General features: G+C 68.4%; 24 protein-coding genes. 10 read left to right on the top strand and 14 right to left on the bottom strand.

Annotation, left to right across the window (positions count from 1 at the left end; genetic code table 11):
- Nucleotides 1-13: 13 nt before the first annotated feature.
- Both ACIP5Y_RS01855 and ACIP5Y_RS01850 read right to left on the bottom strand, forming a co-directional pair.
- The gene (locus ACIP5Y_RS01855; RefSeq protein ID WP_400346688.1) at nucleotides 14-511 is read right to left on the bottom strand and encodes a hypothetical protein; all 498 of its coding nucleotides are present in this window, start codon (nucleotides 509-511) and stop codon (nucleotides 14-16) included.
- 134 nt (nucleotides 512-645) lie between these two features.
- The gene (locus tag ACIP5Y_RS01850; RefSeq protein ID WP_400346687.1) at nucleotides 646-1,644 is read right to left on the bottom strand and encodes a hypothetical protein; all 999 of its coding nucleotides are present in this window, start codon (nucleotides 1,642-1,644) and stop codon (nucleotides 646-648) included.
- Nucleotides 1,645-1,715: 71 nt separating this feature from the next.
- Here ACIP5Y_RS01850 and mptB point away from each other — a divergent pair, with 71 nt between their 5' ends.
- Genes mptB through ACIP5Y_RS01830 form a run of 4 tightly spaced genes read left to right on the top strand, consistent with a single transcriptional unit; the run spans nucleotide 1,716 to nucleotide 4,750 of the window.
- Nucleotides 1,716-2,444, top strand: coding sequence for a polyprenol phosphomannose-dependent alpha 1,6 mannosyltransferase MptB (mptB, locus tag ACIP5Y_RS01845; RefSeq protein ID WP_400346684.1), 729 nt, complete (start codon nucleotides 1,716-1,718; stop codon nucleotides 2,442-2,444).
- On the top strand, nucleotides 2,441-3,364 hold the full coding sequence (locus ACIP5Y_RS01840) for a haloalkane dehalogenase (protein WP_400346683.1): 924 nt from the start codon (nucleotides 2,441-2,443) through the stop codon (nucleotides 3,362-3,364). The genes mptB and ACIP5Y_RS01840 overlap by 4 nt, the downstream gene beginning before the upstream one ends.
- 58 nt (nucleotides 3,365-3,422) lie before the next feature.
- Nucleotides 3,423-4,400 (top strand): NAD-dependent epimerase/dehydratase family protein, encoded by a 978-nt coding sequence (locus ACIP5Y_RS01835; protein WP_400346681.1) that lies wholly within the window; start codon nucleotides 3,423-3,425, stop codon nucleotides 4,398-4,400.
- A gap of 44 nt (nucleotides 4,401-4,444) precedes the next feature.
- A complete protein-coding gene (locus ACIP5Y_RS01830) occupies nucleotides 4,445-4,750 on the top strand; it encodes a hypothetical protein (RefSeq protein ID WP_400346679.1) in 306 nt (101 codons plus the stop codon).
- Nucleotides 4,751-4,760: 10 nt separating this feature from the next.
- Here ACIP5Y_RS01830 and ACIP5Y_RS01825 read toward each other — a convergent pair whose 3' ends face one another.
- Entirely contained in the window at nucleotides 4,761-5,957 is a 1,197-nt protein-coding gene (locus tag ACIP5Y_RS01825) for an FAD-dependent monooxygenase (RefSeq protein ID WP_400346677.1), read from the bottom strand.
- Nucleotides 5,958-6,073: 116 nt separating this feature from the next.
- On the opposite strand from ACIP5Y_RS01825, the gene ACIP5Y_RS01820 reads away from it, so the two are divergent.
- Together ACIP5Y_RS01820 and ACIP5Y_RS01815 are read left to right on the top strand one after the other, a co-directional pair.
- Nucleotides 6,074-6,670, top strand: a complete 597-nt coding sequence (locus ACIP5Y_RS01820) for a TetR/AcrR family transcriptional regulator (protein WP_400346675.1) — start codon at nucleotides 6,074-6,076, stop codon at nucleotides 6,668-6,670.
- Nucleotides 6,671-6,762: 92 nt separating this feature from the next.
- On the top strand, nucleotides 6,763-7,236 hold the full coding sequence (locus tag ACIP5Y_RS01815; protein ID WP_400346673.1) for a flavodoxin family protein: 474 nt from the start codon (nucleotides 6,763-6,765) through the stop codon (nucleotides 7,234-7,236).
- A 7-nt stretch (nucleotides 7,237-7,243) separates the two neighbouring features.
- On the opposite strand, the gene ACIP5Y_RS01810 is transcribed toward ACIP5Y_RS01815, so the two are convergent.
- Entirely contained in the window at nucleotides 7,244-7,846 is a 603-nt protein-coding gene (locus ACIP5Y_RS01810; protein WP_400346672.1) for a TetR/AcrR family transcriptional regulator, read from the bottom strand.
- Nucleotides 7,847-7,897: 51 nt separating this feature from the next.
- Here ACIP5Y_RS01810 and ACIP5Y_RS01805 point away from each other — a divergent pair, with 51 nt between their 5' ends.
- Nucleotides 7,898-8,848, top strand: a complete 951-nt coding sequence (locus ACIP5Y_RS01805; RefSeq protein WP_400346670.1) for an SMP-30/gluconolactonase/LRE family protein — start codon at nucleotides 7,898-7,900, stop codon at nucleotides 8,846-8,848.
- Between the two features lie 53 nt (nucleotides 8,849-8,901).
- Here the strand turns inward: ACIP5Y_RS01805 and ACIP5Y_RS01800 are convergent, their stop codons facing one another.
- The gene (locus ACIP5Y_RS01800) at nucleotides 8,902-9,243 is read right to left on the bottom strand and encodes a DUF732 domain-containing protein (protein WP_400346668.1); all 342 of its coding nucleotides are present in this window, start codon (nucleotides 9,241-9,243) and stop codon (nucleotides 8,902-8,904) included.
- A gap of 233 nt (nucleotides 9,244-9,476) precedes the next feature.
- On the opposite strand from ACIP5Y_RS01800, the gene ACIP5Y_RS01795 reads away from it, so the two are divergent.
- Entirely contained in the window at nucleotides 9,477-10,439 is a 963-nt protein-coding gene (locus ACIP5Y_RS01795; protein ID WP_400346666.1) for a hypothetical protein, read from the top strand.
- Nucleotides 10,440-10,465: 26 nt separating this feature from the next.
- Entirely contained in the window at nucleotides 10,466-10,921 is a 456-nt protein-coding gene (locus ACIP5Y_RS01790) for an SRPBCC family protein (RefSeq protein WP_400346664.1), read from the top strand.
- 32 nt (nucleotides 10,922-10,953) lie between these two features.
- Here the strand turns inward: ACIP5Y_RS01790 and ACIP5Y_RS01785 are convergent, their stop codons facing one another.
- From ACIP5Y_RS01785 to ACIP5Y_RS01745, 9 genes are all read right to left on the bottom strand, one after another.
- A complete protein-coding gene (locus ACIP5Y_RS01785; protein ID WP_400346662.1) occupies nucleotides 10,954-12,051 on the bottom strand; it encodes a glycosyltransferase in 1,098 nt (365 codons plus the stop codon).
- 44 nt (nucleotides 12,052-12,095) lie between these two features.
- Nucleotides 12,096-13,052, bottom strand: coding sequence for an alpha/beta hydrolase (locus ACIP5Y_RS01780; protein WP_400346660.1), 957 nt, complete (start codon nucleotides 13,050-13,052; stop codon nucleotides 12,096-12,098).
- Nucleotides 13,049-13,936 carry a PIG-L deacetylase family protein gene (locus ACIP5Y_RS01775; RefSeq protein WP_400346658.1) on the bottom strand — a complete coding sequence of 296 codons (888 nt, stop codon included), beginning with the start codon at nucleotides 13,934-13,936 and terminating at the stop codon, nucleotides 13,049-13,051. The genes ACIP5Y_RS01780 and ACIP5Y_RS01775 overlap by 4 nt, the downstream gene beginning before the upstream one ends.
- A 563-nt stretch (nucleotides 13,937-14,499) precedes the next feature.
- Entirely contained in the window at nucleotides 14,500-15,984 is a 1,485-nt protein-coding gene (locus ACIP5Y_RS01770) for a dihydrolipoamide acetyltransferase family protein (protein ID WP_400346656.1), read from the bottom strand.
- 17 nt (nucleotides 15,985-16,001) lie between these two features.
- Nucleotides 16,002-16,985: an alpha-ketoacid dehydrogenase subunit beta gene (locus ACIP5Y_RS01765; protein WP_400346654.1), complete on the bottom strand. Its 984-nt coding sequence runs from the start codon at nucleotides 16,983-16,985 to the stop codon at nucleotides 16,002-16,004.
- A 19-nt stretch (nucleotides 16,986-17,004) separates the two neighbouring features.
- On the bottom strand, nucleotides 17,005-18,258 hold the full coding sequence (pdhA, locus tag ACIP5Y_RS01760; RefSeq protein ID WP_400346652.1) for a pyruvate dehydrogenase (acetyl-transferring) E1 component subunit alpha: 1,254 nt from the start codon (nucleotides 18,256-18,258) through the stop codon (nucleotides 17,005-17,007).
- Between the two features lie 11 nt (nucleotides 18,259-18,269).
- A complete protein-coding gene (gene lpdA, locus ACIP5Y_RS01755; protein ID WP_400346650.1) occupies nucleotides 18,270-19,745 on the bottom strand; it encodes a dihydrolipoyl dehydrogenase in 1,476 nt (491 codons plus the stop codon).
- Nucleotides 19,746-19,903: 158 nt separating this feature from the next.
- Nucleotides 19,904-21,121: a PucR family transcriptional regulator gene (locus ACIP5Y_RS01750; protein WP_400346648.1), complete on the bottom strand. Its 1,218-nt coding sequence runs from the start codon at nucleotides 21,119-21,121 to the stop codon at nucleotides 19,904-19,906.
- Between the two features lie 27 nt (nucleotides 21,122-21,148).
- Nucleotides 21,149-21,778: a TetR/AcrR family transcriptional regulator gene (locus ACIP5Y_RS01745; protein ID WP_400346646.1), complete on the bottom strand. Its 630-nt coding sequence runs from the start codon at nucleotides 21,776-21,778 to the stop codon at nucleotides 21,149-21,151.
- 125 nt (nucleotides 21,779-21,903) lie between these two features.
- Between ACIP5Y_RS01745 and ACIP5Y_RS01740 the strand changes: the two genes are divergently transcribed.
- A complete protein-coding gene (locus tag ACIP5Y_RS01740; RefSeq protein WP_400346644.1) occupies nucleotides 21,904-23,340 on the top strand; it encodes a cytochrome P450 in 1,437 nt (478 codons plus the stop codon).

The following is a 23,340-nucleotide window of genomic DNA, read 5'->3' as shown; positions in this document are numbered from 1 at the left end:
CCGCCCGGCGGTTTCAGTGATACAGCGTGGGTTCTATAACCAGATCGAAGAAAGGGGTGTTCACGCGGACCGGTGTCAGTGCAGTCGGTGTCAGCGTGGCCGGGTCGGTATCCGGACCGGCGAAGACGCAGTGCCCGTTGGGGTTGATGACCAGGGCGCGATTCGGGTCGGCGGGATTCGAATCGTAGACCCCGGCGAGCGCTGCGGCGTCCGGGATTCGCACCCGGGCCGCCCCGCGCAGTTCGACCGCCGAGCCCGGCGCCACCGGAATCAGCTGGTGCACCCAGGGGGCGATGAACGGATGGGCCACGATCGTGGTCGCGTCCGGCTGGTCGCGCACGGTCACATCGGGGAGCTGGATGGGGGAGTAGGCCGGGGTGAGAACCTGATTCTGGCTGACACCGGCACCGTTGGCCACCTGGCCGTAGTCGGGGCCGAACGTGTCAGCGTGGGCGGCGCCTGCGCCGACCACCGTTAATGCGACGCCGATACCAATCGTCACGATCCTCATGGCGCAGATCATGGGCCCGGGCTGGTGGGATCGACACCATTAGGCTCACCACGATCCGAGTCGACTCGTGGGGACAGGAGTCGGCACCGCTGGATCGTTCTCGGTCTCGAAGGAATCGGACATTCGTCGAAAGGCTATTCCGCCAGCCATTTATAGCCGGAGTCGCCGGCGACATCGCAGGTCAATACGACACCGCCCGCGCTCTTGCTCTTCTGCCCCGGGGTGTCGCACGGTTGCCCGGCGAGGGCCCGCGATTCGCCCGGCGGGGCGTGCTTGGTCGTGCTGGTCGAGTCGGAGGCGGTGCAGGAGTACGCGATTCCGTAATTCGAGGTGGTCGCCTTGCCGAGGCAGCCGAACGGCACCGCGCCCGAGGAGCTGAGTTGCATGGCCGAGCCCGCGGTCTGGTCGACGCAGAGCAGTCCGGTCTGGTCCATGCGGCAGTCGTAGTTGTCGAAGGTGAGTCTGCTGCCGTAGTTCAGGATGTTGCCGTCGCCGAGGGTGAACTGCCCGGGATCGCCTTCGAGATGCCCGATGCCGAGGGTGGTGCCGGGGTAGTCGACCCAGCCGCCCACCCATTCGCCTTCCGCGCGTGATTTCGGCCGGGCAGGCGGATTGTCGAGCGTCGCCATACAGGTCAGCCCCTGCCAATACCCGGTGACCACCTTGGGCGTCATGCACCGGATCTTCTTGGAAGGACTGAGGAATGCGATAGCCGAGCCGAGATCATTGACCGTCCCGTCCGTCGCGGTCGCGGTGTGAAAGGTCGAAGCATCGACCGAGGTCCCCGCCTTGACCCACGCGACTACCGCGGAAAGCGGCGCACCAGCGGCCGGCGGCCCCGACGGCGCGGCCGAGGCCGAGGTAGTGGGCGCGGCCGTCGGCTTGACGCTCGGCGCGGCGTTCGTGGCCGGTGCGGTGTGCTTGCCGAAATGCCCGGCGACGAGCACCCCGCCGAGCGCGAGCACGGCCACGGCAAGCGCCGCCACCAGTCCGACGATCACGTAGCGCCCGCTCCGCGAACTGCTCCGCGCGCTCGGTGGCCGGGTGGGCGCCGGTCCGTACCCGGTTACGGCGGGGAACACATCGGTGTCCTGCGTCCATAGATCGTCCGGCCGGCGGTCTCCCGGTGACATTGCGCCCCTCATCCCGATATCTCTTGCGGCACTGCGGAATACCCGAGCCCAGTGGGGGAGCTTACGGGCCGATGACCTCGGAAGACCAGTGGGTGGACGGTCAGTGCGCCGCCGAGTTCGAGCTGGATAACCCGCGACCTCCGTGGCTAGGCTTGGGTGGTGTGGGGTGGATAGAGCTACAGCGTAGAGGTTTCGAGCTGGGGTGCTCGGCGATCGGTCTGCGTGGTCCCGGGGAGCGGGCGGTGGTTCCAAGGGATCCGGAGGCTGCGTTGCGGGGCCTCGATCGTCGGGAAGCGGTGGAATTCAGGCGGATTCGGATGCTGGGCGCTACCGGCACGGTCGTGATGGCCGACAGTGCGCTGGGGGTCGGGGCGCAGCCGGTCTATCAGAATCCGTTGTCGGGGGTTCCGGTGGCGGGGTTGTTCGCGCGAATGCCGACGGCAATGTTGGCGATGTGCATGATCGGTGTGGTCGCGATGGCGCTGGCATGGTTGCTGCTGGGGCGGTTCGTTATCGGCGGCTCCGGTTCGGCGGGTCGAATCAGCCGGGGTCAGCTAGAGGGCACCTTGCTGGTGTGGTTGTTGCCGCTGGCGGTGGCGCCCCCGATGTTCTCCAATGACGTGTATTCCTATCTGGCACAGAGCGAAATTGCGCAACGTGCGGTCGGCAAACAGAAGATCGGACCGGACCTCCGCCTGCTGGTGCCGCGCGGGTTTTCGCCCTGTCCATCCGTGGCGGATCGTTCTGCCGGCGGAGGCGCGTTGACTGGATGTCAGTCAACGAGACAGGAGCGACCATGAGCAGGCCGGCGATCTCCACCGAAGACATTTCGTATCGCAAGTATGTGTCAGTCCTCGATACCTATATGGCATACGTGGATGCCGGGACGGGTGATCCGATCGTGTTCTTGCACGGTAATCCGACGCCGTCGTTCTTGTGGCGCAATATTATTCCGTTTCTGCTGCCGTTCGGTCGATGCCTGGCGCCGGATTATGTCGGCATGGGGAACTCTGGTGCGGCGTCCGATGGGAAGTATCGGTTCTTCGATCAGCAGCGCTATCTCGATGCCTGGTTCGACGGGCTCGGTATCGGCCGGAATGTGATCCTGGTCGTGCACGATTGGGGTTCGGCGCTCGGATTCGCCTGGGCGCGAAGGCATCCTGAGCGCGTCAAGGCCATCGTGTACATGGAGTCGATCGTGCGCCCGTTCCTCTCCTGGGAGGAGTGGCCCGCCGCGACCCGTGCGTTCTTCCAGGGGCAGCGTGGTCCGGAGGGGGAGGATCTGATCCTGCGGCAGAACCTGTTCATCGAATATCTGCTGCCATTGCGCGATATCGATCCGGATGCCATGGAGGTGTATCGCCGGCACTATCGCAATCCTGGCCCCACACGTATGCCGATGCTTGCTTGGACCCGTGATCTGCCGATCGCGGGCGAGCCCGCGGATGTGGTCGCCGTCGTCGACGATTATGCGCAATGGTTGTCCACCAGCGACATTCCGAAACTGTTCATCGATGCCGATCCCGCGGGTTTCCTGATCGGCGCGCAACGCGAGTTCTGCCGGGCCTGGCCGAATCAGCGGACCGTCACCGTCCCCGGCTCTCATTTCGTGCAGGAGGATTCCCCCGACCTGGTCGGCGCCGCTATCGCGCGTTTCGTCGCCGATGTGCGGGCGGGCCGGGTCGCCCGCGAGCCGGCCGAGCCGCGCCTGCGGGGCTGACCGGCGTCGCGGCTAAATACGTTGCCGGCCGGCCGGCGCGACTGGTAGATCAACAAGGATGGAGCGGTTTCTGGTCACCGGCAGTGCGGGCCATCTCGGCGAAGCGCTCGTGCGCACCTTGCGCGCACAGGAATACGAGGTGGTCGGCCTCGATATCCTGGAGTCGCCGTGCACGACGCTCGTCGGTTCCATCGCGGACCGCGAGGTGGTGCGCCGAGCGGTCGACGGGATCACCCACGTCCTGCACACCGCCACCCTCCACAAACCGCACGTCGATTCCCACCGCCGTCAGGACTTCGTCGACGTGAACGTGACCGGCACGCTCACCGTACTCGAGGAGGCCGCGGCGGCGGGTGTCGAGAGCATGGTGTTCACCAGCAGCACCAGCGCTTTCGGTCGTGCCCTGACTCCGGCCCCGGGTGAGCCCGCCGCCTGGATCACCGAGGATGTCCACCCGGTGGTCCGAAACATCTACGGCAGCACCAAGACCGCGGCCGAGGACCTCTGCGAGCTGGCCGCCCGCGATCTCGGCCTGCCCGTGATCGTCCTGCGCACCTCGCGGTTCTTCCCCGAACCCGACGACCGCGACGATGTCCGCACCGCGTACGACGACACCAACCTGAAGGTCAACGAATTCCTCTACCGCCGAGTCGATCTCGCCGACGTCGTGGACGCCCACCTACGGGCCGCCCGCCGAGCCCCGGCAATAGGCTTCGATCGCCACATAATCAGCGCCACCACCCCCTTCACACCCGCCGACCTCGCCGAACTGGCCACCGACGCCCCCGCGGTCCTGGCCCGCCACTTCCCCGAGATCGCCGAGGACTACCAACGCTGGGGCTGGCGCATGTTCCCCACCCTGGACCGCGTCTACGTCAACACCCGCGCCCGAAAAGCCCTGTGCTGGACCCCGAAATACGACTTCCCCGCCGTCGTCGACCTGGTTCGCGCCGGCCGGATCCCCCGCAGCCCCCTCGCCACCGCAGTCGGCGCCAAGGGCTACCACCCCACCCCCACCGGCATCTACACCCCCTGACCCGCTCCTACGGCCGTAAGTTTCCCGCCGACACATTCGCCACCATGCTGGCCGAGGATTTCACCCCGCGCGACATTGCCCAGACCCGGCAGGAGATAAGGGCTTTCGCGGCGGCGATCGACGAATTCCGCCGTAGGCCACCGGAACCACCGAAATCCGGCGTCATCGTCATGGCGGCGACCCGCGCCGCGCGCTACCAGGCGGGCAGTCTCGACGTCCTGCGTGAATATCAGCGCCGATATGCCGAACAGGTCGGCGGGGAGTTCGAGGATGTCGATTCCGAGCACATCGTCCCCGCCGAACGGCCGGAGCAAATCGCCGCCGCGATTCGCCGGCTCGTCCAGGCGTGAGCGCAGGGTGTCAGTGTGCCGCCGTCGCCGGCAGGGGATAGCTCTCGAGTGCGCCGGTATTGGCGGTTTTCGCGCTCATGCGAGTGAAAATGCCGGACATGATGGGGGAGGACAGGATTCGGTAGGTGAAGTTGCGTCGCCGAATCTGCCATTGGGTCGCGGGTGCGAGGAAGCGTCCCGCATTGGCGGCGAACTTCTGTGACTTCTCGACCGTCGGGCGCATGATCTGCTCGTAGCGGGTGTAGGCGAGACGATGGTCGCCATCGGCTTTCGCGAGCTCACCGGCCAGCGTGTAAGCCCCGAGCATGGCGTGCCCGGTGCCATTGCCGCCCGGTCCCGCACACCAGGCGGCGTCGCCGAGTAGCGCGACGCGTCCGGTGGACCAGTGGTCGAGCCGGATCTGGCTGAGCGAGTCGAAGTAGAGGTCCTCCGCGTCCCGCATGGCGGCGAGCAGTGCCGGCGCCTTCCAGCCGACGCTCGCGAAATGTGCTGTCACGATGCGTTTCTGAGCGTCGACGTCACGCCGGTCGTATTCCTGTGGCGGCGCGGCGAATACGAAGCCGATCATGGCGCGGCTGCTGTCCCGGCCGCTGCTGATCGAGAGATAGCGGCTCGGCTCGTTGTGAATCAGGCCGGCGTGGTCGAGCCCGAAGGTATTCGGCATGCTGAATGCGGCCACGTAGTAGCCGAGGTCGCTCCGGAAACGACTCTCATCGCCGAAGGCGAGCCGCCGCACCGCGGAGTGCAGTCCGTCCGCGCCGATGACGAGATCGAAAGTGCGGGCGGCCCCGCGGGCGAAGGTCACATCGACCCCGTTGTCGTGCTGGTCGAGTGCGGTGATCCGGTCGCCGAACAGGTATTCGGCGTGGTTTCCGCTGTGCTCGTAGAGGATTCGCGAGAGATCACCGCGGTCGATCTCGACCTCACCGCTGAACAATGCGGACGGGAAGCGGGTCAGGGTGCGCCCGTCGGCATCGACCACCAGCTGGTCTCCCATACCGGTCTGCTGTGCCCGAATATCGGCGAGCACACCCATGCGTTCCAGGAGCGCCACCTGCTCGCCCCGGAAGTCGACCGCCGCCGCGCCTCCGGTGCGGAGTCCGGCCGCCTGCTCCACCACGGTGACGTGATATCCGAGCTGCCCCAGCCAGTAGGCCAGTGACGGCCCGCCGATACCGGCTCCGGAAATCAGGATGGACCTGGTCATGTGCGCTCCTCGAGGTTCGATCCGGGCTTGGTCCTTAGACTGTACAAATGTCTTATCCTTTTGGTCAATCCATTTGGATAAACCGCTTGGCTAACCGATTGGCTAGCATCGGCGCCATGGGAAACCGGGAGGACCTGCTGGCCGGGGCGATGGAGTGCTTGAAGGAGAAGGGCTGGGCGCGCACCACGGTCCGCGATATCGCCGCCGCGGCGGGCGTCAATCACGCCGCCATCGGCTACCACTTCGGCTCCCGCGACGCGCTGCTGACCGAGGCGTTCATGCGCGCCATGGAGGACTGGGGCCTCGGAATCGAAGCCGAGGCCGAGGCCGCCGTCGACCCGGCCGCCGGCCCTCGTGAACGCTATGAAGCGATCTGGCGTCAGACCATCGCCTCGTTCACCCGGAATCGGAAGCTGTGGCTGGTTTCCATCGAAGCCGGTATCGAAGCGCAACGCTCGCCGCGCATCGCCGAACTCATGACCCGCGCGATGCAGGAGGGCCGAAGCGGGCTCGCCGCAGGACTACTCGGCGTCCCCGAGGACTCCCTCGACGACCGGGATGTGCGTACGATCGGCGCCGTGCAACTGGCCCTGATGTCCGGCGTACTGATGCAGTGGACGCTCGACCCGGATCACGCACCGTCGGAACACGACATCGCCGACGGCCTGCTCGCCTTGTCGGAACGCATAACCGGCACGCCGCAGCCTATGTGATGGCCGCCACATCACTCGCTTGTCACGCTCCTGGCCCGCGCGGTGTCCGAGGGTTGTCCGGATCCGATACAGGAAGCGAAAGGGGAATTGTCGTGCGGGCAATCATCGTGTGCACCTCGGTGTCTCATGGCAATACACGCAAGGTCGCCGAGGTCATGGCGCCGGTGCTGGGGGCTCGCATTGCCGAGCCCGAACAGATCGATCCGGCGGAGCTCGATTCGTACGATCTGGTGGGGTTCGGTTCGGGGATCTTCCTGGGTCAGTTCCATTCGCGGCTGCGGGATTTCGTGCGATCGCTGCCGTCGGCGCGGCGGCGTGGTGCATTCGTGTTCGCCACCAGTGGTTTCGCCGATGCCGGGTTCCAGCGGTTCTCGCGTCCGATGGTCACGCTGCTGGAGCAGAAGGGATTCGAGGTGGCGGATACCTTCTCGTGCCGGGCCTTCGACACGTATCTGCCGTTCAAACCGGTCGGCGGGATCAGGAAGGGCCGTCCGAACGCCGTCGATCTGGATTCGGCGCGCGGGTTCGCCGAGGGACTGCGTGACCGGATCGCCGCCGCGTCCTGAATTCCTTTCAGCCGATGCGGAATGCGCGGCTGGCGGTGTCGACGAGTTCTCGTGCGGTGGCGTGGTCGATGGGTTGTCCCGCGACCATCCACCGGTAGATCAACGGCCCGAAGATGAGATCCCGCACCACTTCCGGGTTGAGGCCGGGCTGGATGCGCCCGGCTCGCTGGCCGCGCTGGATGAGTTCGGTGACGGCGACCGCGGGCGGGCCGAGATGGGTGAGGCAGACCTGCTCGGCCAGTTCCGGATCGTGCCGGGCCTCGGCCTGTAGTGCGAAAAATGTTGCCGCGTAACCGGTCCCGGTGATGGTGGTGGCGAATATGACGGCCAGTGCGCACAGGTCGGCGAGTGCGTCGCCGGTGTCGTCGATGTCGAAGGGCGGCACGGTGGCGGCGAGTGCGCCGGCCGCGAGTGCGGCCTTGCCGGACCAGCGCCGGTAGATGGTCGGCCGGGTCACGCCCGCGGCGGTGGCCACGGCTTCGAGGGTGAGTGCGGCATAGCCGTGTTCGGCGAGCAGTGCGATGGTGGCCGCGGTGATGCGCTGATCGATGTCGTCGCGGCGCGGGCGGCCGCGGCCGGGAGTGTGATCGGGCGGGGGTTGACTCGGCACGCCGCCATCGTACTTAATTTACGAGTCGTATCGTAAATCGAATGGGGAAAGATGAAAGCCTCGAACCAGCTGTGGCGGTCTCGGATCGGCGGGTTCGCGCTGATCGGACCCCTGCTCGTGGGCGGCACCGGGATCCTGTCCGGGACCGCGCACGCCGATGCGACCTGCGGTCCCGCCACCGTGACGACCGCGCTGCCGATGCGGACGCCGCTCCTCGACTGGTCGGAGAACATCGGCTACGACGCCCGGGGCGACCTCTGGGTCTCCCGAATCCTGCGTGACAAGGTCGAACGATTCGACCCGCAAGGGCATTTGCTCGGCAGCGTCGAAGTCCATTCCCCCGGTGCGGTGCGCCTCGGACCGGACGGGCTGATGTATGTGGTCTCAGGGGATTCGCCCCTCAATCTGCTGCCCGGTCCCGCCACGGGCACGGTGCTGCGCTTCGACCCGGCCTCGGACAATCCGGTAGCGCAGGTCTTCGTGACCGGTCTGGGCATGCCCAACGGTCTCGGCCTGGATGCGGCGGGCAATGTCTATGTCGCCGACAGCCGGCTGGGTCTGCGCCGCTTCCACCCGGACGGCGGGCTGGACGCCGACTGGACCGCGCGGGCGCCGCAGAATCTCGACGTCGCCGGCGGTGTGGACGGTATGGAGTTCAATGGCCTTGCGGTGGTGGGGAATTCGCTCTACACCACACTGAGTTCGAGTGTCACCGGCCGGGTGCTGCGGGTGCCGATCGACGCCCCGCACAGTTTCGAGGTGACCGCCGATATGTCGTCCGCGGGCACCTTGATGCCCGACGATCTGGTGGCCGCCGGCGACGGGTTGTACGTGACGACCACGCTCGGGCAGGTGGTCCGGGTCGATCCGGTCTCGCACGGCGTGTGCACGGTCTACTCGGGGGAACCGGTGACCTCGGTGGCGGTCGATCCCGCCGCGCCCTCGGATCTGCTGGCGGGCACCGAATCCGGTGATGTGCTGCGCCTGCGGCCGAACGGCTGAACGCACTGCGGGCGCCACCCGATGGGTAGCGCCCGCAAGGGTGGAGCGAGTGTTCAGCCGCAGAGGCTGCCGGCGGCGACCGCGGCGTCGGCCACCAGGGAGGCCTCGTCCTTCTCGTTCTGGCCGCCGGGGAGCTGGTCGACCAGATCCGCCTTGGTGACGCCGTTTTCGAAGGCCTTGCAGTCGGCGTAGCCGACATCGATTGCGGCCGAGCGCAGATTCTCGTCGGTCAGCTGGTCGCCGTGGGCTTGGAGATAATCCACGAACACCTTTTCCTGCGCCGTGAGCGTGCTGTGATCGGCAGCGCTCGCAATGGCCGGCAGGATGCCGGATGACGCCACGAAGGCTGCGGCCACAATGCCGAAAGTCGCGGCGAGACGGCGGGTTTTGCCCACTGAGGACTCCTCATCGAGATCGGAACGAACTCGGCGAGCCTAACGGTTCGCCGCGGCCCTGACGAGCCCCGTCCCCGAAGGAATGGCGCGGGGCAAGTCGGCGGGCGAGCCTGTCCGCGATTGTCAATCGACCGACCGCCACGGGTATGGCGCTCCACCCGCTGCCGACCTGCAATGAAGGGGAATGTCACGGCCCGGCGACATCGGCGGGCAGTCGCGGCGGGAGGCCGGAAATGATCGAGCGACAGCACGGCGGAGGGCTCGGCTGGCCCCGCCCGGGCGTTCCCCGGCTGCGGCCGAGATTGTCGTGGCTGCGTTTCGTTTTTCCCGGTGTGGTGCAAGTGGTCTGGATCGGCGCCGCGCATCCCCGGCTGCTCTCGACCCTGTTCGCACTGGAAGGCCCCGCGGAGTTCGGGCAGGCGCTGGTGGCCACGCTGGGGCATCGCGATATCGAATTGGTGGTACTGCGTACCACGTGGAATGCCGGGCATTACTACCACTACTCGGTGCATGCCCTGTGGGCTCGAATTCGCGAACGGGGCGAATTCCTGGCGGCCGTGCAGGCCGGGCCGCGGCATCCGCGCTGGAGCCCGCGGCAGGCGGAGCTGCTGCGCGCGACCGACGAGTTGCACGACAACCTGGTCATCGGCGATCTCACCCTGCAACGCCTGCGCCGGCTCGGCTACAGCGACCGCGAGCTGATCGAAATCTGTTTCATAACAGCCCATTACGAACTCATCGGCATGCTGGAGGAGAGCGCGGGCATGCCACCGGAACCCCTGCTGGGACGCCCACCGGTGCAAGACGGCCCACGGCGGCCCCGCACCGGCAAGCGCGCCCCGCATCCGATCCTCGATGCGCGCACACCCTGGACGCCCGGCGGTGACGAGATCCTGGCCCTGCATCGTCCACTGCACACGCTGCTCGGCTGGTACGGGCGTCGCATGGCACGCATCAGCACCCTCGATGCCGCGGAAATCGGTGCGGCACTGGATGGTTCGATCGCCGAGGGTGCGCGGGCGACGGTGGTCGGCCGGGCGGTGACCGAGCTGGACCGCGAGTTCTTCCTCTCCGACGAAACCTGGGCAGACCTGCTGCGGCACTACACGGTTCGCGAGGTCATGGAGCTCTGCGTGCTGGTCGGGCACTATCGGACCTACGAGATGATCGTCGACACCATGCGGCCGGGCGGCTGAGCCCTCCCGAGTGGTTGGATGACCCCATGACCGATGACATCGAGGTTCCCCGCATCGTCAGCGCGTCCCGCGACATCGCCGCCGCCGCGCCCGACATCTTCGAACTGATCGCCGACCCCGCGCAACAGCCGAGCTGGGACGGCAACGAAAACCTGGCCGAAGCCGCTGCGGGACAGCGGGTCCACGCCGTCGGCGACGTCTTCGCCACCACCCTCACCAACGGTTTCGTCCGCGAGAACCACGTGGTGGAGTTCGAGGAGGCGCGCCGCATCGCCTGGCAGCCCGCCGAACCCGGCAAGGTGCCGCCGGGCCATCTGTGGCGCTGGGAGATCGACCCGATCGACCCCACGCACACCCGGGTCACCCACACCTATGACTGGACCACCCTCACCGACGAGAAGCGCATGGTCCGCGCCCGCGACACCACCGAGAAGCGCCTGCGGGCGTCCCTGGACAAGCTCGCCGAACTCGCCGAACACTGACCCGGCATACCCGGCCGCGAGGCCGGTGCAGCTCAACGGAGTTCGGTCAAACGCCGCGTAATCGCCTCGGGGCCGGGCATGGCCGCCATCTCGGCGGCGACTTCGCGCGCGGCCGCGGCCAGGCTCGGGTCGGTGATCAGGCGGGTGATGTGGCTCGCGGTGATGCGGCGGGGCGGCACCGCGAGGCCCGCGCCGCGGCGGGCCACCAGGGTGGCGTTCCAGCCGCGGTCGCCGGTATCCGGTGTGAGCAGTTGCGGCACACCGGCATTCAGTGCGGCGTAGACCGATCCCGCACCGCCGTGGTTGATCATGGCCGTGCAGGTGCGCAGGGCGTCACCGAGCACCGTCCAGCCCACCGTGCGGATATTCCGCGGCAGATCGCGGTGACGTTGGACGCCGCGATCCGGCCGGACGACAACGAATTCGGCGTCCACCTCGGGGGCAGCGCGCACGACCGCGGTGAGGAACGGTGCCGGCCCGTCACCGAGCATGGTGCTGCGCGTGACGAGAATGCGCGGGCGATCCGCCGGCGCCGACAGCCATTCCGGCATGGGCCGCCCCGCGGTCGAGAAGGGCGTGTAGCGCATCGGCCAACCGGTGACCTGCACCAGGCTGGGCGGGGCGATGCTGAGGACGGCGGCGTCGGACCCGGGTGGCATCCGCAGTCGCTCGAGTAGCCGAGCGGTTATCCGGTCGCCGTGGTCGAGGCCGATATTGTGCAGTACGGCGGGGATCCGCAGCCGTGCGGCGGCCGCCGCGGCGACGGCCGCGAAGGGTTCGTGGACGATCAGGCCGGGGGCGAAATGCTCGGCCAGCGCCGTGACCCGGGCCGCCATCCGCTCGTTGACCGGGGCGAAGATCCGCGCCGCTACCTCCGGGTCGGCGCTGCCGAGGAGCGCGTTGCGGGCGGCCAGCGGATGGAAGGCCAAGGCGCGGAGCGGGACTCGCACGCTCATCGGATCGGCGACGGTGTGCACCGGCAGCAGGTCGCGCAGCACGGTCACCACCTCGTCGCCGGAGGCCAGCAGCACCTCGTGCCCGGCGCCGCGCATGGACAGCGCCAGCGGCACGATCGGGAAGGCGTGACCGATCAGCGGGGTGGCGACGAACAGCACTCGCACGTCGGTCACTTCCTTTCCGCCCGAACGTCTTCGGCGCGCTGCCACGCCTGCCGTCAGCGCCCGAGCGCCCCGGCGATGACCGGCCAGCCGGCGGCCAGTTGATCCTGCCAGTACGGCCAGCTGTGCGTGCCCGCGGGCGCGAAATCGTAGGTGGCCGCGATACCGAGATCCTGGAGCCGCTGCCGCAAGGCTTCGGTGCACAGCCGGGCGCCGGATTCGATCGCTCCGCCCTCGATGATGACGTCCGGAAGATCCGGTGTGCCGAGATTCTCGTGAATGCCCGGGAAACCCGTGGCGGCATAGAAGTACAGCGACTTCCCGGCCAATCCAGCGGCGTGCGCGGGGACATCGTGGGCGGCCCAGTCCGGATCCGTGACCGTGCCCCACATATCGTCGGGATCGGATCCGTCGGTGGAGATGATGTACCGCAATTCCGCCTGCCCGACCGCGTCGCTGGTCGCGTAGCAGCCGCTCAGCGCGGCGACGGCCCGGAACAAGCCGCCGGAACGCTCCGCGAGCATGACGGCGGCCTGCGCGCCCATCGAGACGCCCACGACGGCATTGCGGCCGTCGCCCCGGAAGCGCGCGTCCAGCAGCGGCGGCAGCTCGCGGGTGAGCAGGGTTTCCCACCGCTGCCGGCCGTGTACGGGATCGTCACGCTGCCAATCGGTGTAGTAGCTGCCCGCGCCGCCGACGGGCAGCACCACATTCACGTCCTTGTCGGCGAAGAAGTCGACGGCACCGCCCTGCGCGGTCCAATCGTTCTGATCCGGCCGCGCCGAATCGATGCCCTCCAGGAGGTACACGGTGGGGCGCGCGGTCCGGCGTTGCTGTGGCAGCAGCACATCCACCTGCACGATGCGGCCCATCGCCGGAGAGTCGACGAACACCTGCAGCCGGCGATCGGTGACGGTCACGATGTGATCGACGCGCGCCGTCTGCTCGGCGCCGGCCCGGGGCGCGGTGACCGACGCCGCGAGCAGGACCGCGATCAGCACGAACCACTTCATGCGGAATCCGTTCCGTGAAACTGCCAGACCAGCTCGCCCCCGCGCCGCGCGTGCGCGCGTTCCATGAGCGCCCGCAGCTGCCGCGCACCACCCAGAGCCGCTGTCTGCGTGCGATATTCGGCCATGGCCGCGAACTTGGCCTCGGCGTGCCGCCGGCTCACCGGCAGCGCGGTCGCGGTCCACCGTCCGGGCCCGACCGGCAGACCGGCCAGCTCCGCCGCATCCGGCCCGCGGATGAGCAACGACATCGTCTCCAGCTCGAGCCCGGCGCGCGGGCTCGCCCAGCCCGGCGCCGACCGGAATGCGAAGGGGCGCAATCGGGCCACCGGATGCCGCCGCCTGCAGCATTCCGCGAGTGCGTTGAAGTCCTCGTAGAACAGCATGCGCGCCGCTCGCGCCGGATCGCGGGCCGCGCGCAGGGCCGCGGTGGCGGTGATGACGTGGTCGATGTGATTGCCGATTCCCAAGGGGGCCAGCACGATCGTGCCGTCTTCGCGCTGCTCGGCGACTATCGCCCGGTGCACTGCCGCGGTGTCGGGGCTGTATGCGATCGCGCGGGAGGTATGGAACAGGCTCAGCGGCCCGTGCGGCGCGGGTGCGCGAAATATCCGCTCGTGCAGCCCGAGTCGTCGCGCCTCGACGCCCAGCAACGCGAGTGCTCGATCGTCCTCCCGGCGGCGGGAGTCATAGTCCGCGAACGCTTTTCCGCGCCCCCCGGCGGATATCCCGGTCCCGCCGGCGGAGAAGACCGTGACCACTCGCACCGTCCGGCCACTCTCGACGCAACCGGCGACGAGCGCCCCGATCGCCAGTACCGCATCGTCGAAATGCGGCGACAGAACAACAATGCGCCGCGCCTCGCCGAGCACCCGAGCCACCGTCATGAGCCGATCTCCTCCCGCCGAACGAGAGGCGCGGACCGCGAACCTCACTCGGTGAGCACTCCCACCGTACTGTCCGCCCCACCGCGACACGGCCGGAACCGCGAGGCAGCGTCCCGGGATCCGCTCGCGGCCGAGCGGATCACCCCGGACGCCGCGAGACAGGAGTAGCTCTCGCCCGGGATGCGTTTGCGATCGGTGTGGCGCCTCGGCGCGGGTGCGTCCGCGTTCGGCGTGGCGCCTCGGCGCGGGTGCGTCCGCGTTCGGCGTGGCGCCTCGGCACGGGTGCGTCCGCGATCGGAGTGGACCTGCTCGTGGTGCGTTCGGGAGTGGGGTGGACCTGCTCGCGGTGCGTCCGGGAGTGGGGTGGTCCCCGAAACGCAGCGAAGCCGGGTGACGGGATCGGCTGGTGGTTCGATCCCGGCACCCGGCAACGGCCGGCCCGCCGCAGGGCCGCCCGGCTGTCGGTCGGGCGGTCGTGCGGCGGACGCCGAGATCCGGTTCCCGGGTGGGAAATCGGGTCTCGGCCGTGGCGACGCGGGCGGTTGGACCGCGTCGGAGAGGTATCAGGTGACGATGCGCAAGGGGTGCTCGATGAGATCCTCGAGCTGCGCCAGGAACTGTGCGGCGACCGCGCCGTCGATGGCGCGGTGGTCGGCGGACATGGTGACGCGCAGGATCTTCCGGCTCACCACCTGACCGTCCTCCAGCCGCAGTTCGTCGGTGGCGCCGCCGACCGCGAGGATGGCGGCTTCCGGCGGGTTGATGACGGCGGTGAAGTGTTCGATGCCGAACATGCCCAGGTTGGAGATGGTGAAGGTGCCGCCGCCCATTTCGTCGGCGCGCAGCTTACGGTCGCGGGCGCGCTCGGCCTTGTCGCGGCTCTCGGCGGCGATCTCGGACACGCTCTTGCGGTCGGCGTCGCGCACGACGGGCACCAGCAGACCGGCGGGCGTCGCCACGGCGATGCCGAGGTGAATTCCGTGGTGCTGGAACAACTTATCGCCCGCGAAGGACACATTCACCGTCGGATTCGCCCGCAGCGTCACGGCCACGGCCTTCACCAGCAGATCGTTCACGCTGACCTTGCCGCCGGTCTCCGCCAGGGTCTTGTTGACCTGAGCGCGGAAGGCGAACAGCTCGGTCACATCGATCGCGCTGGTCAGATAGATGTGTGGCGCCTGCTGCTTGCTCTCGGTGAGCCGCGTGGCCGACACCCGCTGGATCGTGGTGAGCGGAATCTCGTCGTAGGTGCCCGAAGCCGGTGCGGGGTAAGCGGTTCCGGCCGTCGGGGCGGTGGGAGTCGGCGCCACACCGGCACCGTTCACGCCGCTTGCGCCACCGGCCACACCGGATCCGGCGTCGGCCGACACGGTTCCGGGCAACGTCGCATGGTCGGCAGCTGACGCACCGGATCCGCCTGTGCTGTAGGCGGATTCGACATCCTGCTTCCGCACCCGGCCACCGGGGCCGGTGCCTGCGACCGTCGCGATGTCCACACCCAGCTCGCGGGCGACCTTGCGGGCCAGCGGCGACGATTTCGTCCGCCCACCGTCGCCGGGCGTGGAAGCGGCGGGCGCACCGGCGGTTCCGGCCGGGGTGGCACCGGCGTTCGCGCCACCCGATGAGCCCGCGGGCGCGCCGGCGGCTCCACCCGGGACCGCATCGCCGTTCGTGGTGACAGGGTTGCCGGGCTGCGCAGCCGGGGGTGTCGGTTGCGCAGCCGCGGCGGTTTCGGCTGCCGGGTGAGAGGCCGGGGCCGAAGTCTGTGCCGCCGGGGCGGCAGGCTGGGCCGCGGGAGCAGCCGCAGCGCCGCTGCCGTCGCCGACGATGGCGATGGGCTCGCCGATGGGCACGCGTGCGCCGGCCTCGGCGATGATCTGCTCGAGGACGCCGTCGTCGTAGGCCTCGAGTTCCATCAGCGCTTTATCGGTCTCGATCTCGGCGAGCACCTCGCCGCGCGTGACCTTCTCGCCGACCTGCTTGAGCCAGGCCGAGATGACGCCGTCCTCCATGGTGTCGGAGAGCCGGGGCATGGTGATTTCAGGCAAGGTTCTTGTCCTCGGTCTCAGCGCCGCTTGCCCACGGCCGCCAGTGTTTCCACGGCGGCGGTGTACAGCGAGTCGGCGGACGGCAGGGCGAGTCGTTCCAGCGGCTTGGCGTAGGGCAGCGGCACTTCGGCCATGGCCACGCGGCGTACCGGCGCGTCCAGGTAGTCGAAGGCGCCGTCGGAGATGGAGGCCGCGACCTCCGCGCCGATGCCGTAGGTCAGCCAGTCGTCCTCGCCGATGACGGCGCAGCCGGTCTTCTTGACCGAGGCCACCAGGGTGTCGCGGTCCAGCGGCCGCAGGCTGCGCAGGTCGATGACCTCCGCCGAAATCCCTTCGGCGGCCAGCTTTTCGGCGACCTGGGTGCACACCGTCGCCATGCGGGAGTACCCGATGAGCGTGATGTCGGTGCCCGCGCGGGTGATCGCGGCCTTGCCGATCTCGGCGGCCGGCAGGTCGTCCGGCACTTCGCCCTTGGTGTTGTAGAGCGACAGGTTCTCCAGGAACAGCACCGGATCGTCATCGTCGATGGCGGCCTTGAGCAGCGCCTTGGCATCGGCCGGCGTGCTGGGCGCGACGACCTTCAGGCCGGGCACGAACGCGTAGTACAGCTCGATGTTCTGCGAATGCGTCGCGCCCAGCTGCTGTCCGCCGCCACCCGGGGTGCGGATGACCATGGGCACATTGGTCTGCCCGCCGAACATGCCGTAGATCTTGGCGGCGTGATTGACGATCTGGTCCAGTGCCAGCAGCGAGAAGTTGATCGTCATGAGTTCGACGACCGGGCGCAGGCCGAGCATGGCCGCGCCGATGGCCGCGCCCACGAAACCCTCTTCGGCGATGGGGGTGTCGCGCACCCGCTTCTCGCCGAATTCGGTCAGCAGGCCGGCGGTGATCTTGTAGGAGCCTTCGAAGACGCCGATCTCTTCCCCGATGAGGAAGACGTCGTCATCGCGCCGCATCTCCTCGCGGAGGGTTTCGCGCAGCGCTTCACGATAGGTCATGACAGCCACGGTGATGTCCTTAGAAGGTGAAGAGCGGATCGGCGGGCAGGCGACGGGAATCGCCCGCGACCGGCGTCGCATAGTTGTAATCGAACAGGCTGGCCGGATCCGGATGCGGGCTGGCATCGGCGAATTCGACGGCCGCCACGACCCCGGCGGTGACCTCGGCCTCGATGGCGGCGGCCGAATCCTCGGTCAGCACACCGGCTTCCAGCAGCGCTTCGTGCCAGATCACGATCGGATCGTTCTCGCGGGCCACCGAAACGGCCTCGCTGGTGCGGTATTTCGCCGGGTCGACCACGGAGTGACCCTTGAGCCGGTAGCTGACCGCCTCCAGTAGCGCGGGCTTGCCCTCGCGCCGGGCGGATTCGATGAGATCGCTCGCCACCTCGCGCACGGCCAGCACATCGGTGCCGTCCACGCGCTCACCGCGCATGCGGTAGGAGGACGCGCGCTTCCACAGATCCGGTTCGGCGGAGGACTTCTCGACCGTCGTGCCCATGCCGGTCTGGTTGTTGATCACCAGGAACACGATCGGCAGATTCCACAGCGCCGCGATGTTCAGCGACTCGTGGAAGGCGCCGATATTCGTGGTGCCCTCACCCATCTGGCACACCACGACATCGTCGCCGCCGCGGTAGTCGATGGCCAGCGCCGCGCCCACGGCCAGCGGAACCTGGCCGCCCACAATGGCGTAACCGCCGAGCAGCCGGGTCTCGGTGTCGTACATGTGCATGGAGCCGCCCCAGCCCTTGGAGGTGCCGGTGGAGCGGCCGTACAGCTCGGCCATGACGCGGCCGGGCGCGATGCCCTTGGCCAGCGCGTAACCGTGCTCGCGGTAGTTGGTGAACAGGTAGTCGGTGGGCCGCATGGCCGCGCCGACGCCCACCACGGTGGCTTCCTCACCCAGGTTCAGGTGGCAGTAGCCGCCGATCTTGGCCTGCTGGTAGGACTGCGCGGTGCGCTCCTCGAAGCGGCGCACGAACAGCATGTCGCGGTACAGGGTGCGCAGGTTCTCGGGATCGGCCGCGGCGATCCGGTTCTCGAACGAGTCGTGCTCCTCGGCGGTCCGATCCACCAGGAGATCGGTGGGCGAGGGCAGGCCGTTCGCGAGGGCCCCGGCCGGCACGCCGTCGGCGATCTCGGACCGGACGGCCTCGGCGGATTCCGCCGAGACGCCTTCTGCGGGTACAGCCTTCGCGTTATTGGCCGGGCGGCCGTCGGTGGGCCGGCTGCCCTTGCGGGCGGGCTTGCGCGGGGTTGCGGTGGTCACGATGGTGCTCCTCAACGCTTCCGGGGCGGTGCGACGTGTACCGGCAGGCCGAGCCCGGTCAGGGCCGCCTCCATGCCGATCTCGCCGAGAGTGGGGTGGGCGTGAATGGTGTCGGCCAGTTCCTCGAGGGTCGCCTCCAGCGAAATCGCCAGTGCGCCTTCGGTGACCAGATCACTGGCCGACGGGCCGATGATGTGCACGCCGAGCACTTCCTGATGCGCGGCGCCCGCCACGATCTTCACGAAGCCCTCGGTCTCACCGAAGGTCTTGGCCCGGCCCAGGGCCGCGAACGGGAACTTGGCGGTGATCACCTCGTGCCCGGCGGCGCGGGCGGCGTCCTCGGTGAGGCCGACGCTCGCGATCTCCGGGTGCGTGAAGGTCGCGGCCGGGATCACCGTGTAGTCGATATGGGCGTCGTGGCCGGCGATCACATCGGAGGCGGTCAGGCCCTGATGCGAGGCCACGTGCGCGAGCAGCGCCTTACCGGTGACGTCGCCGATGGCGTAGACGTGCTCGACCTCGGTGCGCAGCTGCTCGTTCACGGGGATGAAACCCCGTGCGTCCGTGACGATTCCGGCGGTGTCGAGGCCGAGCTCGGCGGTGTTGGGGCGGCGTCCCACGCCGACCAGCACCACATCGGCGTCGATCTCGCGCGCCTTCGGGCCGCCGACGTTCACGCGCAGGGCGTCACCCGCCTGGGCGATGCCGGTGACGGTCGAACCGGTCAGCACGGTGATGCCGCGCTTGCCGAACGAACGGCCCAGGGCGACGCCGATCTCCTTGTCCTCCAGGGGAACCAGGCGATCCTGCATCTCCACCACGGTCACTTCGGAGCCGAAGGTGTGGAACAGGCTCGCCCATTCCGCGCCCACCGCGCTGCCGCCGATGACGACCAGCCGCTTCGGGACCTCGGTCAGTCCGAACGCTCCGTCGGAGGTGATGACGCCCGGCAGGTCCGCGCCCGGCACGGGCAGCAGCGCCGGCACCGAACCGGTCGCAATGATCACGTCTTTCGCGCTGATCGTGCGGGTGGCGGTGGCCGTCGGCGCGGCCGCGTAGCGCGGTCCGCCCGGGAAGATCGGCGACTGACCGGCCTCGAACACCTGCACGGTGGTAGGCCCGGTGCTGGAAACCTTTGAAGTGAATCGCGCATGACCCTCGACGACAGTCACGCCATTGGCCTTCAACAGGCCGGCAACACCATCGGTGAGCTCCTTGACGATGCCGTCCTTGCGCTGGCGCACGGCGGCGAAATCGAAGCGCACATTATCGGCGTGAATACCGAAATCGGCTGCGTCCTTGACGGTTTGGAAGATCTCGGCGGACCGCAGCATGGCCTTGGTCGGAATGCAGCCCCAGTTCAGGCAGACCCCGCCCGGACGCTCCTTCTCGACCAGGCCGACTTTCAAGCCGCGCTGTGCCGCACGGATGGCCGCAACGTAGCCGCCCGGCCCGCCGCCGACCACCAGTAGATCGAAATCCGGCACTCGTGGTGCTCCTCATCCTCGATGATTACGACCCACGCCGGGTTGTGGCGTGGGTCATCCTCCACGAGTTTCGCGGTCACCAATTGCACAAACAATGCCCTCGAAGTCCAGAAATCCAGGGTCGAGACTGGGCGCAGTGCCCAATCCGGTGAGCGGGACTACTGGTTGCCGGCGCCTCGCTCGCGCAGCGGATCGCCGAGTTCCAGCGCGGCCAATGCGAGGGAAAGCTCCAGGTAGGAGCGCTGCCCCTCCAGTGGACGGCCCAGCAGAGTGGTGATGCGCTGCAGGCGGTTGATGACCGTGTTCCGGTGGCAGTGCAGCCGCGGGGCGGCATTGGCGGCCGAGCAGTTCTCGGCCAGCCAGATCGCGAGCGTGCGCAGCAGAATGTCGCGTTCCTTCACCGGCAATTCGAGCACCGGGCCCAGCGTGCGGGTCACCAGTAGTTCGGTCAGGTCGGGGGAGCGGAGCAGCAACGCTTCCGGATAGCGCTCGTCCAGCGAAACCAGTACGCCCGCGGCCTTATCGGGCACGGTGTCGAGCGCGAGCAGGGCCAGGGCGTGCGCGGCATCGATGCCGGCCAGCCCCGGCACGGCGGGGGAGACCGCCGCCCGTCCCCGCACCTGCGGCCGAAGCTGTTGCAGCACAGTGTCGATGGTGCGATGCTCGAGTGCGATCAGCCCCACCGTGGAATCCGCGCGATCATGCCACGCGGAACGAATTCCCATGGCAGCCAACGCCGTTTCCGATCCGGTGCGCAGCGGATGCGCCTCCCCGCGCGCCACCACCACGACATAATCGCCGTGCACCGGCAGGTTCAGCTCGCGGCTCGCACGCGCGGCGAACAGCCCATCGTGCGCCCGCCCGGCCAGCACATCCTCGATCAATCCATGGCGCCGGCGTTCGTCCCGCCGCACCCGATCCAGCTCGGTATTGCGATACGAGGTCACCAGCGCCGACGACATCCCGTCGATGACCGCCCACATGGCCGTACCGGTCTCCCGGAACTCACCGGGCGCCACCTCGCCGGCCTTGTCCAGCAGCGCCTCCCACACGATCCGCCCGCCGAGCCGGAAGGTGCGCTGCATGGCTTCCAGGGGTACGCCCTGCTCGGCGCGCTGTTTACCGATGGCCGCGGCGACATCGTCATGCTCGGCATCGGCGGCTTGCCCACCGAGCAGATCCAGGATCCGGGTCAGGAACCGCTGGCACCCATCGCGCAGATCTCCGCGCGTGACCGCCGAATAGTCCGTCCACTCCGGGTTGTCGGTGAAGACGGCAGCCATCAACCGCCGGGTCAGTTCGGGGATTTCCTTCCGGAGGGCCGCGGCCAGTTCCGGTGAGCTCGCCGCGGGCCCGCTTCTCCTGGGTGCCGCCACATCGACCCACGTTACGCGGTGCCGTGATCAGAGGCTGTCGAGGTAGGTGCGGCCGAGGGTCGAGACCAGGTCGACGAGGCGGGCGACGATATCGTCGGCGGTGCAGTCGAGGATGCCCGACTGCCAGGCGTCGATGAGTTCGACGAAGCCGCCGACGCTGGCGATCGCGTCGATGTGCAGGGCCGTCTCATCGGCGTCGGGCCGGACGTAGGTGCGGGCGGCGGTCACCACCAGATCGGCGGTGAGTTTCAGTGCGGCCCGGCGGGAGGACTCCAGGGCCGGACTGCCCGCGTGGTGCATGAGCAGAATGCCGCCGTAGGCCGGATCGGCCGAAATACGTTCCAGCACAGCCGAAGCCGCGAGCCGGATGATGTCCGCCAAGGGCCGGTCGGTGTTCTCGGTGAAGATCGAGGTGAGGGCCGCGAGCATATCGTCGCGCACGGATTCCCAGGCGGCGACCAGCAGTTCGTCCCGGTCGGCGAAGGCCTCGTAGAAGTACCGGTCGTTGAGCGAGGTGCGGGCGCACACCGCGCGAATGGTGACCGCGGTCCAGCCGTTCTCACGCCAGAGTTCCAGCGCCGCGTCGATGAGGCGTTGCCGGCGCTCGGTACGCCGTTCGACGGCACTGCGCCCGCCCCAGGTTCGTGCTGTGGTCACGGTTCCCATCTTGACAAGCGCGAACGGCGACCACAAACTGGTGACAGCCGCAGACAATTGGGACGCATGTCACCAGTTTGTCATGGCTTCCGGTACAGAGTCGTATCGCCCCGAGGAGGGCCGGCATGGCGATTCCAGCGCATGCCCACACAGCCGACACGGCGTCACCGCCGCCCGTGGCGCCCAGCCGACGCACCAGTACCCCACTGGCGACGTACGAGACGCTGGTGATCGGGCTCGACCATCGAGCCGGAATCATCGGCCGCGTCAAGAACGCCGACATCATGCGATTCCGCGCCGGCACCCGTCGCTATGCCGTGCTGAATCACCCCGACTACGTGGATCACGTCCTGCACGCCGGGCGCCTGCACTACGAGAAATCGTTCGAATACGAGATGCTGCGCGCGATTCTCGGCGTCAGCCTCTTCACCGACGAAGGCGAATCCTGGCAGCGGCACCGCACCCTGCTCGGTCCCATGTTCGCCCGCAGGCACCTCAACGGGCTCATCGACCTCATGATCGAACCGATCCGCGTCCGCCTCGATGCCCTGGACACCGAACCCGGCCGCGTCGAGATCGACATGGTCTCAGAGATGGTCCAACTCACCCTCAACGTGGTCGGAAACGCCTTGTTCGGCACGCAGTTCGGCCGCATTGCCGTACGCATGTCCGACATGGTCACCGGCGGACTGCGATTCGCCGAGCGGCTCGAGCGTGTCTTCGTCATCGCCGCCCCGCCGCGGCAACTGTGGCGGGCGACCGCCGCCGTCGCGTTCACGCCGATACCGCTGCCCCCGCCGTTCCGCAAGATCCAGCGCATCGTCCGCATCCTGGACAGTGAGGTGTGGGCGCTGGTGCACGACCGCGCGGCCCACCGCACCGACAGCCCGGACCTGCTGAACCTGATGCTCGAAACCGCCGACGAACACGGCCCGCTGCCACTGCGGCGGGTGCGTGACGAAGCATTGACCTTCATGCTGGCGGGGCACGAGACGACCGCCAATGCGATGTCCTGGATGTGGTACCTGCTGGCGCTCAATCCCGGAGCGCGCGAACGACTGCTCGCGGAGGTGGACACGGTACTGGCGGGCAGGCCGCCCACGGTGGCCGATCTGCCTCGATTGCCTTGGACCGCAGCCTGTTTCCAGGAAGCCATGCGCTACTACTCACCGGCCTGGGTGATTCCGCGCGTCGCCGTCGAGGACGATGTGGTGGGCGGTCACCACATTCGCCGCGGCACCACGGTCATCATGCCGACCCACCACATCCATCACGATGCACGGTGGTGGCCGGACCCCGAGGAATTCGATCCCGCCCGCTTCCTCCCCGGGGCCGGCCGCGACCGGCCACGCTCGGCGTATCTGCCGTTCGGCGGCGGCAAGCGCATGTGCATCGGCTCGAGTTTCGCGCTCATGGAAGCGGTGCTGATCACCGCCATGTGCAGTCAGCGCTACGTCTTCGACCTGGTTCCCGGACATCCCGTGGAACCCGAGGCCACGCTGACCCTGCGCCCGCGGCACGGATTGCGAATGATCGCGCGCCGCAGGCGGATCGGGCCGTGA

Source organism: Nocardia sp. NPDC088792, from assembly GCF_044750615.1.
Lineage (GTDB): Bacteria > Actinomycetota > Actinomycetes > Mycobacteriales > Mycobacteriaceae > Nocardia.
The sequence above is the reverse complement of the archived record's forward strand: the minus strand, read 5'-3'. Positions and strand labels throughout refer to the sequence as shown.

Coding starts and splice junctions, on each gene's coding strand:
- ACIP5Y_RS01855 (WP_400346688.1), bottom strand. CDS start 511: ATGAGGATCGTGACGATTGGTATCGGCGTCGCATTAACGGTGGTCGGC.
- ACIP5Y_RS01850 (WP_400346687.1), bottom strand. CDS start 1,644: ATGTCACCGGGAGACCGCCGGCCGGACGATCTATGGACGCAGGACACC.
- mptB (WP_400346684.1), top strand. CDS start 1,716: ATGACCTCGGAAGACCAGTGGGTGGACGGTCAGTGCGCCGCCGAGTTC.
- ACIP5Y_RS01840 (WP_400346683.1), top strand. CDS start 2,441: ATGAGCAGGCCGGCGATCTCCACCGAAGACATTTCGTATCGCAAGTAT.
- ACIP5Y_RS01835 (WP_400346681.1), top strand. CDS start 3,423: ATGGAGCGGTTTCTGGTCACCGGCAGTGCGGGCCATCTCGGCGAAGCG.
- ACIP5Y_RS01830 (WP_400346679.1), top strand. CDS start 4,445: ATGCTGGCCGAGGATTTCACCCCGCGCGACATTGCCCAGACCCGGCAG.
- ACIP5Y_RS01825 (WP_400346677.1), bottom strand. CDS start 5,957: ATGACCAGGTCCATCCTGATTTCCGGAGCCGGTATCGGCGGGCCGTCA.
- ACIP5Y_RS01820 (WP_400346675.1), top strand. CDS start 6,074: ATGGGAAACCGGGAGGACCTGCTGGCCGGGGCGATGGAGTGCTTGAAG.
- ACIP5Y_RS01805 (WP_400346670.1), top strand. CDS start 7,898: ATGAAAGCCTCGAACCAGCTGTGGCGGTCTCGGATCGGCGGGTTCGCG.
- ACIP5Y_RS01795 (WP_400346666.1), top strand. CDS start 9,477: ATGATCGAGCGACAGCACGGCGGAGGGCTCGGCTGGCCCCGCCCGGGC.
- ACIP5Y_RS01790 (WP_400346664.1), top strand. CDS start 10,466: ATGACCGATGACATCGAGGTTCCCCGCATCGTCAGCGCGTCCCGCGAC.
- ACIP5Y_RS01780 (WP_400346660.1), bottom strand. CDS start 13,052: ATGAAGTGGTTCGTGCTGATCGCGGTCCTGCTCGCGGCGTCGGTCACC.
- ACIP5Y_RS01775 (WP_400346658.1), bottom strand. CDS start 13,936: ATGACGGTGGCTCGGGTGCTCGGCGAGGCGCGGCGCATTGTTGTTCTG.
- ACIP5Y_RS01765 (WP_400346654.1), bottom strand. CDS start 16,985: ATGACCTATCGTGAAGCGCTGCGCGAAACCCTCCGCGAGGAGATGCGG.
- ACIP5Y_RS01740 (WP_400346644.1), top strand. CDS start 21,904: ATGGCGATTCCAGCGCATGCCCACACAGCCGACACGGCGTCACCGCCG.